11 protein-coding genes are annotated in these 14,392 nt (G+C 72.0%); 6 read left to right on the forward strand and 5 right to left on the reverse strand.

What is annotated here, in order from left to right:
- Positions 1–1,649, reverse strand: a 1,649-nt coding sequence (locus BZY54_RS18555) for a sensor histidine kinase (protein WP_107419752.1), incomplete at its 3' end; no start/stop codon positions are given.
- A gap of 152 nt (positions 1,650–1,801) precedes the next feature.
- Here BZY54_RS18555 and BZY54_RS18560 point away from each other — a divergent pair.
- Entirely contained in the window at positions 1,802–3,208 is a 1,407-nt protein-coding gene (locus tag BZY54_RS18560) for a cation:dicarboxylate symporter family transporter (RefSeq protein ID WP_086726306.1), read from the forward strand.
- A 143-nt stretch (positions 3,209–3,351) separates the two neighbouring features.
- Here BZY54_RS18560 and BZY54_RS18565 read toward each other — a convergent pair whose 3' ends face one another.
- Positions 3,352–3,969, reverse strand: coding sequence for a TetR/AcrR family transcriptional regulator (locus BZY54_RS18565; RefSeq protein WP_086726307.1), 618 nt, complete (start codon positions 3,967–3,969; stop codon positions 3,352–3,354).
- 116 nt (positions 3,970–4,085) lie between these two features.
- Between BZY54_RS18565 and BZY54_RS18570 the strand changes: the two genes are divergently transcribed.
- The 5 genes from BZY54_RS18570 to BZY54_RS18590 all read left to right on the forward strand — a co-directional run bounded on the left by BZY54_RS18570 (position 4,086) and on the right by BZY54_RS18590 (position 9,899).
- On the forward strand, positions 4,086–5,765 hold the full coding sequence (locus BZY54_RS18570; protein ID WP_086726308.1) for an MFS transporter: 1,680 nt from the start codon (positions 4,086–4,088) through the stop codon (positions 5,763–5,765).
- Between the two features lie 101 nt (positions 5,766–5,866).
- Positions 5,867–6,631 (forward strand): DUF2127 domain-containing protein, encoded by a 765-nt coding sequence (locus tag BZY54_RS18575; protein ID WP_086726309.1) that lies wholly within the window; start codon positions 5,867–5,869, stop codon positions 6,629–6,631.
- 79 nt (positions 6,632–6,710) lie between these two features.
- Entirely contained in the window at positions 6,711–7,139 is a 429-nt protein-coding gene (locus BZY54_RS18580) for a MerR family transcriptional regulator (RefSeq protein ID WP_086726310.1), read from the forward strand.
- Between the two features lie 17 nt (positions 7,140–7,156).
- A complete protein-coding gene (gene trxA, locus BZY54_RS18585; RefSeq protein WP_086726313.1) occupies positions 7,157–7,471 on the forward strand; it encodes a thioredoxin in 315 nt (104 codons plus the stop codon).
- 193 nt (positions 7,472–7,664) lie between these two features.
- Complete coding sequence (locus tag BZY54_RS18590) at positions 7,665–9,899, forward strand: HelD family protein (protein ID WP_244217217.1); 2,235 nt, start codon at positions 7,665–7,667, stop codon at positions 9,897–9,899.
- Positions 9,900–9,950: 51 nt separating this feature from the next.
- Here the strand turns inward: BZY54_RS18590 and glgB are convergent, their stop codons facing one another.
- The 3 genes from glgB to BZY54_RS18605 form a co-directional block, all read right to left on the reverse strand.
- Positions 9,951–12,659, reverse strand: a complete 2,709-nt coding sequence (gene glgB, locus BZY54_RS18595; protein WP_086726312.1) for a 1,4-alpha-glucan branching enzyme — start codon at positions 12,657–12,659, stop codon at positions 9,951–9,953.
- A gap of 66 nt (positions 12,660–12,725) precedes the next feature.
- Positions 12,726–14,132, reverse strand: a complete 1,407-nt coding sequence (locus tag BZY54_RS18600; RefSeq protein ID WP_086726314.1) for a maltokinase N-terminal cap-like domain-containing protein — start codon at positions 14,130–14,132, stop codon at positions 12,726–12,728.
- Positions 14,133–14,226: 94 nt separating this feature from the next.
- Positions 14,227–14,392, reverse strand: a 166-nt coding sequence (locus BZY54_RS18605; RefSeq protein WP_208640693.1) for an alpha-glucosidase C-terminal domain-containing protein, incomplete at its 5' end; no start/stop codon positions are given.

A 14,392-nucleotide genomic window follows, 5' to 3' on the forward strand; every position in this document is an offset into this window, starting at 1 on the left:
GCCCCGGCCTCCGCCGCGTGGGCCACAGTCTCCTCCGCCCCGTCCCCCAGCGGCAGCCGCGCCTCGAACACCGCGCCGCCGCCCTCCGCCTCCGTCACCGTCAGTGTCCCTTCGTGCCGATGCACCGCCTGCCGTACCAGCGCCAGCCCCAGCCCCCGGCCGCCCGGCCCCTTCGGCTTGGTGGAGAAGCCGCGCTGGAAGACGAGGTCCGCGTGGGCCGGGTCCACGCCGGGGCCGGTGTCCGCGACCCGCAGCACCAGTTCGGTGTCCTCGGCGCACGCCGTCACCGTCACCCGCGCCCGCACGCCACCCTGGGCCGCGTCCACGGCGTTGTCGATGAGATTGCCGAGAATCGTCACCAGATCGCGGGCCGGCAGGGTCTCGGGCAGCAGACCGTCGTCGAGGCCGCTGTCCTCGGACACCACCAGCTCCACGCCCCGCTCGTTGGCCTGCGCCGTCTTGCCCAGCAGCAGCGCGGCCAGCACGGGCTCGCTCACCGCCGCCACCACCTGGTCCGTCAGCGCCTGCGCCAGCTCCAGCTCCGCCGTGGCGAAGTCCACCGCCTCCTCGGCACGGCCCAGCTCGATCAGCGACACCACCGTGTGCAGCCGGTTCGCCGCCTCGTGCGCCTGCGAGCGCAGCGCCTGCGTGAAACCGCGCTCGGAGTCCAGCTCGCCCATCAGCGACTGCAGCTCGGTGACGTCGCGCAGGGTCACCACCGTGCCCCGGCGCTCACCGCCCGACACCGGCGAGGTGTTCACCACCAGGACGCGCGAGTCCGTCAGGTGCACCTCGTCCACCCGTGGCTCCGAGGCCAGCAGCGCACCCGTCAGCAGGGCCGGCAGGCCGAGCTCGGCCACCGACCGGCCCACCACGTCGGCCTCACCGGCCTCGCCGCCCACCCCCAGCAACTCCCGCCCGCCGTCGTTGATCAGTGCCACCCGGTACTGGGCGTCCAGCATCAGCAGCCCCTCGCGCACCGCGTGCAGCGCGGCCTGGTGGTAGTCGTGCATGCGGCTGAGCTCGTCGGCGTTCATCCCGTGGGTGTGCCGACGCAGCCGGGCGTTGATGACGTACGTGGCGAGGGCGCCGAGCGCCAGGATGCCGGCCGCGACCCCGAACAGCGCGGTGACCTGTTCCTGGATCCGCGCGCTGATCGCCTCGACCTTGATGCCGGCGCTGACCAGGCCGATGACGCGATCGCCGTCCTCGACGGGCGTGACCGCGCGGACGGACGGGCCGAGGGTGCCGGTGTAGGTCTCGGTGAAGGTGTCGCCGCGCTGGGCGCGGGAGATGTTGCCGAGGAACGGTCTGCCGATCTGGTCGGGGTCCGGGTGGGTCCAGCGGATGCCCTGGGGCGTCATGATCGTGACGAAGTCGACGCCGGTGTCCGTCTGCACCTTCAGCGCGTACGGCTGGAGCTCCGCCGTGGGGTTGGGGGTGTGGATCGCGGACCGCACCGAGGGGGAGTCGGCGATCGAGCGGGCCACCGCGGTGGCCTGCCGGCGAGCCGCGCTCTCGGCCTGGCCCCGGTCGCTGACGAAGGTGAACAGTGCATATCCGGCCACGACGAGCGCCAGCAGCACGGCCTGCATCGCGAAGAGCTGGCCCGCCAGGCTGCGAGGTCTCGGGAGGACGGGTATCCGCATGCCGTCAGTCTGCCTCTCCGTTCTGGCGTGAACTAAATGAACGGAAGGGTGACCGCCCTCACATGACAGGAGATAGTCACGGCATCCCCGAAAACCCCCGGACGTGAGCCGCACGCCGGTGATGCCGACGACGTCGTCAAGGAGGGCCGCTCGTGAGCAGCACAGCCGATACGGCACCTGCCGCACCCGCCGCAGAACCCGGCCCCGCAGCAAAGCGGGACCGTACCCACTATCTCTACATAGCGGTGATCGCCGCGGTGGTCCTCGGCATCATCGTCGGGTTCGCCGCGCCGGACTTCGCCAAGGAGCTCAAGCCGCTCGGCACGGGCTTCGTGAACCTGATCAAGATGATGATCACGCCGGTCATCTTCTGCACCATCGTCACCGGCGTCGGCTCGATCCGCAGCGCGGCCAAGGTCGGCAAGCTGGGCGGGCTCGCGCTCACGTACTTCATCGGCATGTCGTTCGTCGCGCTGGCGATCGGCCTGGTGGTCGGCAACGTCCTCCACCCCGGCCAGGGCATGCACCTGAGCGAGTCGGTCAAGCAGGTCGGCCACACCCAGGCGGCCGCGGGCAGCGAGGGCCTCGTCGACTTCCTGATGAGCATCATCCCGACCACGTTCGCCTCCGCCTTCACCGGCGGCGTGGTGCTGCAGACGCTGCTCGTGGCGCTGCTGGTCGGTTTCGCGGTGCAGGCGATGGGCGGCTCCGGCGAACCGATCCTGCGCGGCATCGGGCACATCCAGAAGCTGGTCTTCCGTGTCCTGTCCATGATCATGTGGGCGGCGCCGGTGGGCGCGTTCGGCGCCATCGCGGCTGTCGTGGGGGAGACCGGCGTCGAGGCGCTGAAGGCCCTCGGCACGATCATGCTCGGCTTCTACGTCACCTGCGTGCTCTTCGTCGGCCTGGTGCTCGGCCCGGTGCTGTGGTTCGTCGCCAAGGTCAACATCCTCAAGCTGCTGAAGTACCTGGGCCGCGAGTTCCTGCTCATCCTCTCCACCTCGTCCTCCGACACGGCCCTGCCCCGGCTGATCGCCAAGATGGAGCACCTGGGCGTCAGCCGCCCGGTCGTCGGCATCACCGTGCCGACCGGCTACTCCTTCAATCTCGACGGCACCATGATCTACCTGACCATGGCCTCCCTCTTCATCGCCGAGGCCATGGGCCAGCCGCTGCACCTGGGCGAGCAGATCACGCTGCTGCTGTTCATGATGGTCGCGTCCAAGGGCGCCGCGGGCGTCTCCGGCGCCGGTCTGGCCACCCTGGCCGGCGCCCTGCAGTCGCACCGGCCGGCCCTGGTCGACGGCGTCGGCCTCATCGTCGGCATCGACCGCTTCATGAGCGAGGCCCGCGCCCTGACGAACTTCGCGGGCAACGCCGTGGCCACTGTGCTGATCGGCTCCTGGACGAAGGAGATCGACCGGGGCCGTGTCGAGCAGGTCCTCTCCGGGCAGCTGCCCTTCGACGAGAGCACCCTGCTGGACGAGGCCGGAGACGACGTCCGCACGGACGTGCCCGAGCCGCGCGGGAACGGCGAGAAGGAGCTGGCCAAGGCCTGACAACGGATCCCGTGCTCCGGATGCCCGGCTCCGCCTGAACCCGGGCCGGCCATCCGGCAACGAAGAAACGCCGCCGAGCGGCCGGGCCCTTCCCCCGTGGGCCCGGCCGCTCGGCTCTTTTCGCTTCCCGCGCCAGGAGCCGGTCAGCCGCCGATCTTCCCCACGAGCGCGCCCGCGAGGGTGGCCGGCACCCCCGCCGACGTCAGCACCGTGACCGCCGCCGAACGGCCCGCCTCCCGCGCCTCGAGCAGCCCGTCGTTCACGGCCTCCATCAGGGCGAAGAGGATCTGCTCGTGCACGTAGGCGAGGGCCGGCGTGGGCAGCGGGGAGCTGAAGACGCCCTGTTCGAGGCCGAGCCGGAGCAGCTCCGCGCAGCTCTCCCGGACCGGGGTCAGCCGCTCGCGGATGCCCTGCATGGTGACCGTGCGCTGGGCGAGCGCCACCAGCAGGCGATAGCGGTCCGCGATGTGCCAGATCGCCAGCACCGAGCGGGCCAGCGCCTCCGCCGGGTCCTCCACGCCCTCCCGGCCCGCCGCGTGCGCCTGGGCGAGCGCGTGCACCGCGTCGTCGACAAGCGTGCTGATCAGCGCCTCGCGACTGGGGAAGTGGCCGTACACCGTGCGCCGTACGACACCCGCGGCGCGTGCGATCTGGTCCATGGACGCGTCGGGGTCGCGCAGCAGCTCGGCGAGGGCGACGTCGAGGATGCGGCGCCGGTTCGCGTCGGCGCGACTGGTGTTACCCGTGGTCATGGCTGACATTGTGCCCTCCTCTCGACTTGCACAGTGCTGTGCAGCGACGTACATTGCACATGGTTGTGCAAATGCACACCACTGTGCAAGTAACTGTCGCGTATCCGAGGAAGGCGACCCCTGCCATGCGACTCGTCCTGAACGAACCGGTCGAACGGATGGGCCGGCCCTACGCCCGGCGCTGGTGGGCGCTCCTCGTGCTCTGCCTGAGCCTGCTGATCATCGTGATGGCCAACACCGCCCTCACCGTCGCCGCGCCCGACATGACCCGGGACCTGGGCCTGTCCAGCGCGGACCTGCAGTGGGTCATCGACGGCTACACCGTCCCGTACGCGGCGCTGATGCTGCTGCTCGGCGCGATCGGCGACAAGTACAGCCGGCGCGGAGCGCTCGTCCTCGGCCTGGTCGTGTTCGGCGGCGGGGCCGTCTTCGGCTCCCTCGCCGGCAGCGCGGCCACCGTCATCGCGGCCCGCGCCGTGATGGGCGTGGGCGCGGCACTGATCATGCCCGCCACCCTCTCCCTGCTCGCCGCGACCTTCCCGCGCGCCGAACGCGCCAGGGCGATCACCCTGTGGACCGCCACCGCCGGGCTCGCGATCGCGGCCGGTCCGGTCGTCGCGGGCGCGCTGCTCAAGGGCCACGGCTGGGCGTCGACCTTCCTGATCAACGTGCCCATCGCCGCCGTCGCCCTGGTCGCCGCCTTCGTCCTCGTCCCGCCGTCGAGGGCCGGGCACCACGACCGCATCGACTACGTCGGCGGCCTGCTGTCGGTGGTCTGGATCGGCTCGCTGATCTACGTGATCATCGAGGGTCCGCACTTCGGCTGGCACGTCAAGGCGGTCACGGCCGCGGCCGTGGCGGGCGCGGGCCTGGTGGCCTTCGTCCTGTGGGAGCTGCGCCACCCGCGCCCCATCCTCGACGTACGCCGCTTCACCGCCCGCCGCTTCGCCGGCTCCAACCTGGCCGTCGCCCTGTTCTTCCTGGCCGTCTTCGGCGCTTTCTACTACCTCACCCAGCACCTGCAGTTCGTCCTCGGCTACGACGCCCTGGCCACCGGCGTGCGGATGCTGCCGCTGGCGGGCGCCGTCTTCGTCGGCTCGGCGCTGACCGGCTACCTCACCCCGCGCGTCGGGATGAAGTGGACCGTCACCGCGGGCATGGCCGGCGGCACCGCCGCGCTGGCGCTGCTGACCCGGGTCGACGGCTCGTCCTCGTACGGCGACTTCGTGGTCCCCCTGGTGATCCTGGGCCTGGCGATCGGCCTCGCCCTCTCGCCCTGCACCGACGCCATCATGGGCGCCTTCCCGGAGTCCGAGCTGGGTGTCGGCGGCGCCGTGAACGACACCTCGCTCGAGCTCGGCGGCTCGCTGGGCATCGCGATCCTCGGCTCGCTGCTGTCCACCTCGTACTCCCGCCACCTCTCCGACGCCACCGCCGGCAGCGGGCTCCCGGCGAGCGCCCTGTCCACCGCCCAGGACTCGGTCGGCGCCGGATACGCCGTCGCGCAGGGCGTCGGGGAGAAGGCACGGCACCTCGCGGCGCAGGCCGCCCACGCGACCGACCCCCAGCAGGCCGCCCAGCTGAAGGCGCAGGCCGGGCAGCTCGCCCAGGGCGCCCGGCAGATGCGGGACGCGGTCGGCGCGTCCTTCGCTGACGCGGTCGCCCACACCAGCCTGGTCGGCGCGGTGATCCTCGGCCTCGGCACACTCGCCGTCGCCCTGCTGCTGCCGCGCGGAACCGCCCGCGGGACGGCACCGGCGGAGGAAGTGAAGGAGCTGGTGGAAAGCGGCGCGAAGGCGAACTGAAAGCCCCTTGGCCGTCGTCTCTTACCGCGATGCACTACCGTGCCGTGCCGGATCGACCGGCGCGGCACGGCCGCGTGAGCACGTGGATGGAGGCACGGGGGATGGCTATCGACTGGGACCGGCGGACCTGCGCCCGCAAGGGCCATGTGACCTACGCGCCGGACGACCCCCGGCTGCGTATCCGGCTGCACGCCGACACCGCGCTCGGGGAGGTGTGGCGCTGCCTGCGCTGCGGCGACTTCGCGCTGGGGGAGCCGCACGGCTCCGGACCGGCCGCGAACGCCCCGCTGGTGCTGCGCGGCAAGGTGCTGCGGGACCTGTTCATCCTGCGCTTCCTCGCGATCGAGCGGGCCGTGCGCGGGGTGTTCATCGTGCTGGTCGCGGTGGCCGTGTGGAAGTTCAGCAACAGCCAGGACGCGGTACGGCGGCTGTTCAACGAGTACCTGGACGTCTTCCGGCCCGTCTTCCGGCACTTCCACTACGACCTCGACCACTCGCCGGTCGTCGGCACCATCCAGAAGACCTTCGGCTACAGGCACTCCACCCTCCTGGTGGTGGCCGGGCTGCTGCTGGCCTACGCGCTGATCGAACTCGTCGAGGCGGTCGGGCTGTGGTACGCCAAACGCTGGGCGGAGTACCTGACGGTGGTGGCCACCGCCGCCTTCCTGCCGCTGGAGATCTACGAACTCACCGAGCACATCAGTGCGGTCAAGATCGCCACCCTCGCCCTCAACATCCTCGCCGTCCTCTACATCGCCCTCGCCAAGCGCCTGTTCGGACTGCGCGGCGGGCGGCGGGCCTTCGACGAGGAGCGCCGCAGCGCCTCGCTGCTGGAGGTGGAGGAGTCCGCCGGGGTCATGGTCTGAAGGGGCGAAGCGGGCCTGTGCGGACCGGCCCGACCCCGCCGTTGCCTTGACGCCCACGTCAAGCCGTACGGTCGGGGACATGCGAATCGGCGAGCTGGCCGCGCAGGCCGGGACCACGACGCGGACGCTGCGGTACTACGAGTCGCGGGGGCTGCTGCCCGCGCGGCGGGACGCCCACGGGTACCGCACGTACGACGAGCGTGACCTGAAGCTGCTCCGGCAGATCAGGACGCTGCAGGACTTCGGGTTCGACCTCGAGGAGACCCGGCCCTTCGTGGAGTGTCTGCGGGCCGGGCACCCGGAGGGCGACTCCTGCCCGGCCTCCCTCGCGGTCTACCGGCGCAAGCTGGACGAGCTCGACGCGCTGATCGGAGAGCTGCGGGCGGTGCGCGCACAGGTCGGTGCCCAGCTGGCGCGGGCCGAGCGGGCACGGAACGAGCTGGCCGCCGACGCGCTGGTTCCGGGGGGTCCGGAACCCCGGTGCGAGCTGGGAGGGCAGGAGCGGTGATCAAGCAGGTGGCCGGTGTGACCGAAGTGACCGACACGGACTTCGAGACGGAGGTGCTCAGGGCGGAACTGCCGGTGCTGGTGCAGTTCACGGCCGAGTGGTGCGGGCCGTGCCGGCAGCTGGCACCGGTGCTGGGGGCGATCGCCTCCGAGGAGGGCGACCGGCTGAAGATCGTCCAGCTGGACGTGGACCGCAATCCGCAGACCACGATCGCGTACGGCGTGCTGGGCACACCCACCCTCATGGTGTTCCGCGACGGCGAGCCGGTGAGGTCGATGGTGGGGGCGCGGCCCAAGCGGCGGCTGCTGGAGGAGCTGGCGGACGTGCTGTAATCCAGCGCCGGACGCGACGCCGGACACCGAGCCGGACACGAAGAAATCCCCCGGGCAATTGCGCCCGGGGGATTTCTCTGCGTATATTCGGTGGTTCGCGACTTCAAGTCGAATTGGTCGCGGCGAAGTCAGCTGAGCAAAGTGTATCCGGGCGGGAGCCGAATTGTCAAACACCGATTTTCCAGACGGTGAATTGCTGCAGGAACAGGAATTCGTCGACGGGCTGTACGCACGCGTGGACGCGCTGCGCGGTGACACCGAGGCCTCCGTCACGGACGCGCTCGCACAGGGCGACAAGCCGATGCAGGCCAGGCTGGAGCGGGACATCCTCGTCGCCGAGCGCTCGGGGCTGCTCGCCGCGCTGAACGCCGTGGACGGCTCGCTCTGCTTCGGCCGGATCGATCTCACCGACGGCGTCAGCCACCACATCGGCCGCATCGGTCTGCGCGCCGACGACCCCGACCGCACGCCGGTCCTGATCGACTGGCGGGCCGCCGTCGCCCGCCCGTTCTACCTGGCCACCGGCCACACCCCGATGGGCCTGCGCCGCCGCCGGCACATCTCCACCGAGGGCCGCCGGGTCACGTCCCTGCACGACGAGATCCTCGACCTCGGCGACGCCACCCGCACGGGGCACGAGGACCCGACCGGTGACGCGGTGCTCCTCGCCGCGCTCAACTCCGCGCGCACCGGCCGGATGGGTGACATCGTGCGCACCATCCAGGCCGACCAGGACCGCATCATCCGCGCCCCGCACCGCGGAGTGCTGGTGGTGGAGGGCGGTCCGGGCACCGGAAAGACCGCGGTCGCCCTGCACCGTGCGGCCTATCTGCTCTACGAGCACCGCGAGCTGCTCGCCCGGCGCGCCGTCCTCGTCGTCGGCCCCAACCCCGCCTTCCTCGGCTACATCGGCGAGGTGCTGCCCTCGCTGGGCGAGACCGGCGTCCTGCTGGCGACCGTGGGCGAGCTGTTCCCCGGCGTGCGGGCCAAGGCCACCGACACGCCCGAGGCCGCCGCGGTGAAGGGCCGCGCCGACATGGCCGACGTGCTCGCCGCCGTCGTACGGGACCGGCAGGCGCTGCCCGACCCGGTGATCACCATCGAGCACGACCGCGAGGTCCTGATGCTCGACGACGGCCTGGTGAAGGTCGCCCGCGAGCGCACCCGCGCCGCGAAGCTGCCGCACAACGTGGCCCGCGAGCACTTCGAGGGCCACATCCTGAACACGCTCACCGACATGGTCGCCGAGCGCATCGGCACCGACCCCTACGACGGCTCGAACCTGCTCGACGCCAGTGACATCACCCAGATCCGCGACGAACTCGCCGAGAACCCCGAGGTCTGGTCCGCCATCGACCAGCTGTGGCCGCGGCTGACCCCGCAGCGCCTGCTCGCGGACTTCCTGGCCGATCCCGAGGGATACGTGTCCGACGAGCACGCCGCCGCGATCCGCCGCCCGGTGACCCGCGCGTGGACCGTCGCGGACATCCCCCTCCTGGACGAGGCCGCGGAACTCCTCGGCGAGGACGACCGGCCGGCCCGGGCCCGCGCCGAACGCGAGCGCGAGACCCAGGTGGCGTACGCGCAGGGCGTGCTGGACGTGTCGTACGCGTCGCGCACCTACGAGTTCGATGACAAGGAGGACGGTGACCCGGACGCGTCCGAGGTGCTGTCCGCTCACGACATCATCGACGCCGAGCGGTTCGCCGAGCGGCAGGAGGAGGCCGACCACCGCAGCGCCGCCGAGCGCGCGGCGGCCGACCGCACCTGGGCGTTCGGGCACATCATCGTCGACGAGGCGCAGGAGCTGTCGCCGATGGCCTGGCGGCTGCTGATGCGGCGCTGCCCCACCCGCTCGATGACCCTGGTCGGCGACCCGGCGCAGACCGCGGAGGCGGCCGGCGTCGGCTCCTGGGCGGACATCCTCCAGCCGTACGTCGAGGACCGCTGGGAGCACACCCGCCTCGGCGTCAACTACCGCACCCCGGCCGAGATCATGGACGTGGCGGCGGCCGTGGTCCGCGCCGAGAACCCGGCATTCCGGCCGCCGAGCTCGGTCCGCTCCACGGGCGTACGGCCCTGGGCCCGCGCCACCGACGACCTGCCCGGTGCGGTGCAGAAGGCCGTCGCCGAACTCACCCCGGAGGAGGGACGGCTCGCCGTGATCGCCCCGCGCGAGCTGCACCGCTCGCTGGCGGCCAGGCTGGACGGGGTCACGGCCGGCGCCGAACCCGACCTGACGCACACGGTCGTCCTGCTCGACCCGCGCCAGGCCAAGGGCCTGGAGTTCGACTCCGTCCTGGTGGTCGAGCCCGGCCGCTACGGCACGAGCGACCTCTACGTGGCCCTGACCCGGGCCACGCAACGGCTGGCGGTGCTGCACACGGGGGCGCTGCCCCCCGCCCTGGCCGAGGCGCTCGCGCGGTAGCGGCGGCCGACCTGGAGGCTGCCCCCGGCCGGCCACCGCTGCCGGGGACGCTCAGGCCGGGCGCAGCCACACCGTCGCCAGCGGTGGCAGGGTCAGCCGGATGCTCGCCGGCCGGCCGTGCCACCCCTGGGGCTCCGGCTTGACCGGATCGGGGTGGACGACGTCGCTGCCGCCGTAGCGGGCCGCGTCCGTGTTGACGAGTTCCAGCCAGGCGGGAATGTCGTCGGGGACGCCGAGGCGGTAGTCGGGCCGGACGACCGGGGAGAAGTTGGACACCGCCAGCAGCGGGACGCCCTCGGCGTCGTAGCGCAGGAACGCGAAGACGTTGTCCTCCGCCGCGTCCCCGACGATCCACTGGAATCCGTCGGGGTGCACGTCCCGCGCCCACAGGGCAGGAGTGGCCCGGTAGGCGGCGTTCAGGTCGCGGACCAGGTCCAGCACGCCCCGGTGGTCGGCCGCGGCGCCGTAGGCCGGGTCGAGCAGCCACCAGTCCGGGCCGCGCGCCTCGGACCACTCGCTGCCCTGGGCGAACTCCTGGCCCATGAACAGCAGCTGCTTGCCCGGGTGGGACCACATGAAGGCCAGGTAGGCGCGCAGGTTCGCGCGCTGCTGCCACCAGTCGCCGGGCATCTTCGACACCAGCGAGCCCTTGCCGTGCACCACCTCGTCGTGGGAGATCGGCAGCACGTAGTTCTCGCTGTAGGCGTACACCATCGAGAACGTCATCTCGCCGTGGTGGTACCTGCGGTGGATCGGCTCGTGGCTCACGTACTGCAACGAGTCGTGCATCCAGCCCATGTTCCACTTCAGCCCGAAACCGAGGCCGCCGAAGCCGCTCGGGCCGCGGTGGTGGGTGGCCCGGGTGACCCCGTCCCAGGCGGTCGACTCCTCCGCGACGGTCACCACGCCCGGCACTCGCCGGTAGACGGTCGCGTTCATCTCCTGCAGGAACGCCACCGCGTCCAGGTTCTCCCGCCCGCCGTGTTCGTTCGGCGTCCACTGGCCCGGCTCGCGCGAGTAGTCCAGGTAGAGCATGGAGGCCACCGCGTCCACGCGCAGGCCGTCGATGTGGAACTCCTCGCACCAGTACAGGGCGTTGGCGACGAGGAAGTTGCGCACCTCGCGCCGGCCGAAGTCGAACTCGAGCGTGCCCCAGTCGGGGTGCGCGGCCCGCAGCGGATCGGAGTGCTCGTACAGGGGGCGGCCGTCGAACTCGGCCAGCGCCCACTCGTCGCGCGGGAAGTGCGCCGGCACCCAGTCCATCAGCACACCGATGCCCGCCTGGTGCAGGGCGTCCACCAGGTACTTGAAGTCGTCCGGGGTGCCCAGGCGCGCGGTGGGCGCGTAGAAGCCGGTGACCTGGTAGCCCCAGGAGCCGCCGAAGGGGTGCTCGGCGACCGGCATGAGTTCGACGTGGGTGAAGCCCAGGTCCTTGACGTAGGCGGGCAGTTGCTCGGCCAGCTGACGGTAGGTGAGGCCCGGGCGCCAGGACGGCAGGTGCACCTCGTACACCGAGAACGGCGCCTCGTGCGCGGGGCGCTCCGCCCGGCGGGCCAGCCACTCCTCGTCACCCCACTCGTGGTGCGAGGCGTGCACGATGGACGACGTGGCCGGCGGGACCTCCGTGCGGCGGGCCAGCGGGTCGGCGCGCAGCGTCTTCGAACCGTCCGGCCGGGTGATCTCGAACTTGTACAGCTCGCCCTCGCCGATCCCGGGCACGAACAGCTCCCACACACCGCTGCCGCCGAGCGAGCGCATCGGGAACGCGGTGCCGTCCCAGAAGTTGAAGTCGCCGGCCACCCGCACACCGCGCGCGTCGGGCGCCCACACCGCGAACCGGGTTCCGGTCACGCCCTGGTGGGTCATCGGACGCGCCCCGAGCGCCTGCCACAGCTCCTCGTGCCGCCCCTCGGCGATCAGATGCAGGTCCAGCTCGCCGAGCGTGGGCAGGAAGCGGTAGGCGTCCTCGGTGTGCTGCACGGTCCCCGCGTACGCCACCTCCAGCCGGTACTCCGGCAGCTCCGGCACCGGCAGCAGGCCCGAGAAGAACCCGTCCCCGTCGTGCCGCAGCTCGACCGTGAGGTCCCCGGCGACCACGGCGACCCCGAGCGCGTACGGCCGGAAGGCCCGCACGGCGATCCCGCCGGGCACGGGATGCGCGCCGAGCACCGAGTGCGGATCGTGGTGCGTACCGTTGAGCAGCCGCTCACGGTCCAGGACGTCGACGGCTGTGGAGACGGCCGCTTCCGCCGACGCGGCCGGCTCGGCCGCCCTCACCCCCACGGGCGCCGCGGGGGCGATCGTCTTGGTGACGGACTTCTTCGCGGCGGCCTTCTTGGCAGGGGCCTTCTTCGCGGGCGCCTTCTTGGCCGTGGTCTTCTTCGCCGCCCCCATCACGGCACCGGCCGTTTCGGCGGGCGTCTTCTTGGCGGGCGTCTTTTTGGCCGTCGTCTTCTTGGCTGTGGTCTTCTCGGCGGTCGCCTTCAGCGCGTCGGTCTTCTTGGCGGGTGCCTTCTTGGCCGTCGTCTTCTTGGCTGTGGCCTTCTTCGCCGTCGCCTTCAGCGCATCGGTCGTCTTGGCTGTGGCCTTCTTCGCCACCGTCTTCTTGGTCACCGCCTTCGCCGTGGTCTTCTTCGCCGTGGTCTTCTTCGCGGCGGCCTTTTTCGGAGTGGCCTTCTTCGCGACCGCCGGCTGCTCGGCGCCGGCGGCCTCGGCCGTCTGCTTCGGGTCCGAACCGCTGGACGGGGGGCGGTCAGTCACGGGCGGAGCCTCCTCGGCGCAGAACAGGGCAGGTCGGGTCGTACGTGGTGGTCAGGGCCGGCGCGGTCACACGGGGGCGGAGCCGGCCAGACGGCGCACCGCGGAGAGCGGTACCGGCAGCCAGTCGGGGCGGTGCCGGGCCTCGTAGAGGACTTCGTAGATCGCCTTGTCCGTCTCGTAGGCCCGCAGCAGTACCGGGTCGGTGCGCGGGTCGTGCCCGCTGACCTCGGCGTATCCGGTGCAGTAGGCGGCCCGGCAGGCCTCGGCCCACTCCGGTGCGGGTGGGCCCCCCGCCGAGTGCGCCGCGTAGTCGAAGGAGCGCAGCATCCCGGCCACGTCCCGCTCCACGGGCTGGGCCATCCGCCGCTCGGCCAGCGGCTTCGCCGGCTCGCCCTCGAAGTCGATCAGCGACCACTCCCCGGCGGGCGAGCGCAGGCACTGCCCGAGGTGGAGGTCGCCGTGGATGCGCTGGGCGGTCCAGGTGTGGCCCTCGGCGGCCAGGTCGGCCAGCGCCTCGAAGGCGGAGTGCAGGGCGGGGGCGTACGGCTGCAGGGCGGGCACCGCCTGTGCTGCCGCCTCCAGGCGCTCGGTCATGCCGTCGACCAGCGACTGGAGCTGGAGATGGGCCAGCGTGACGGTGGGCAGCGCCCGGGCGAGCGCGGTGTGCACCTCGGCCGTGGCACGGCCCAGCGCCCGCGCCTCGGCGCTGAAGTCCTCACCCTTGGCCAGCTCGCGCAGCGCCAGCTCCCAGCCGTCCGAGGCGCCCTGCACGAAGGGTTGCAGCACCCCCAGGACATAGGGTTCCTCGGCGCCCGCCTCGGTCGCCTCGGCAGTCATCCACGCCGTCGGCGGGGGCACCCTCGGGCAGCCCTCCCGGGCCAGGGCGAGCGGCAGCTCGAGGTCGGGGTTGACGCCGGGCAGGACCCGGCGCAGCAGTTTGAGAATGAACGTATCGCCATAGACGACCGACGAGTTGGACTGCTCGGCGGTCACCAGGCGCGGTACCAGGTCGGGACGTATCTCGTCCCGCCGCTCGAAACGCAGCCCGCCGACACGGGCCTGGGTGCGCAGCGCCTCCAGGATCACCTCGGCCGGCCGGGGGTCGTACAGCGCCTCGTACACTGTGCGGCCGGCGAGCGGGCCCTCGTGCACATGGCCGATCAGCGCGGGCGCGAGCCTCGGGGGCAGCGCCTCGCGCACGCCTATGAGCAGCTGGTAGCAGTCGCCGGGGTGCGGCACATGGCCCTGCACGGGGGCGAGCGGCTGGTGGGCGCGGACGAGCAGGTGGTACAGACCGAGTTTGCTATCGGCAGGGAGCAGCTCCGTGGCCGCGACCAGTGAGAATCCCGTGACCGGACGCCCCTTGCCCGCGAACCAGCGCTGCCGGGGCAGCCACTCGCGCAGCAGCGGGTCCAGTGACGCCAGAAGACCGTGGCTGCTGGTCGTGACAGAGCGTGTGACGGCTTGCGACATGGCTTCCGACATGGCGTCGCGTCCAATCGCTGGTCGGGTGTGACTGACGCGTGCCCACGGGTGGGGCGGGGGAAACCCGCCCCACCACGGGGGACTAGGCGGCGGCGTCCGAGCGCAGCCGGAACCAGTAGAAGCCGTGCCCCGCCAGAGTGAGCAGGTACGGCAGCTCCCCGATGGCCGGGAAGCGCACCCCACCGAACAGCTCGACCGGGTGCCGTCCGTGGAAGGCGCTCAGGTCCAGTTCGGTGGGTTGGGCGAAG

Source organism: Streptomyces carpinensis, assembly GCF_002154505.1.
Lineage (GTDB): Bacteria > Actinomycetota > Actinomycetes > Streptomycetales > Streptomycetaceae > Streptomyces > Streptomyces carpinensis.

Bases quoted from the DNA above. Each gene is read 5' to 3' on its own strand.
- BZY54_RS18570 (WP_086726308.1), top strand. From the start codon at position 4,086: ATGCGACTCGTCCTGAACGAACCGGTCGAACGGATGGGCCGGCCCTAC.
- BZY54_RS18565 (WP_086726307.1), bottom strand. From the start codon at position 3,969: ATGTCAGCCATGACCACGGGTAACACCAGTCGCGCCGACGCGAACCGG.
- BZY54_RS18600 (WP_086726314.1), bottom strand. From the start codon at position 14,132: ATGTCGCAAGCCGTCACACGCTCTGTCACGACCAGCAGCCACGGTCTT.
- BZY54_RS18580 (WP_086726310.1), top strand. From the start codon at position 6,711: ATGCGAATCGGCGAGCTGGCCGCGCAGGCCGGGACCACGACGCGGACG.
- BZY54_RS18575 (WP_086726309.1), top strand. From the start codon at position 5,867: ATGGCTATCGACTGGGACCGGCGGACCTGCGCCCGCAAGGGCCATGTG.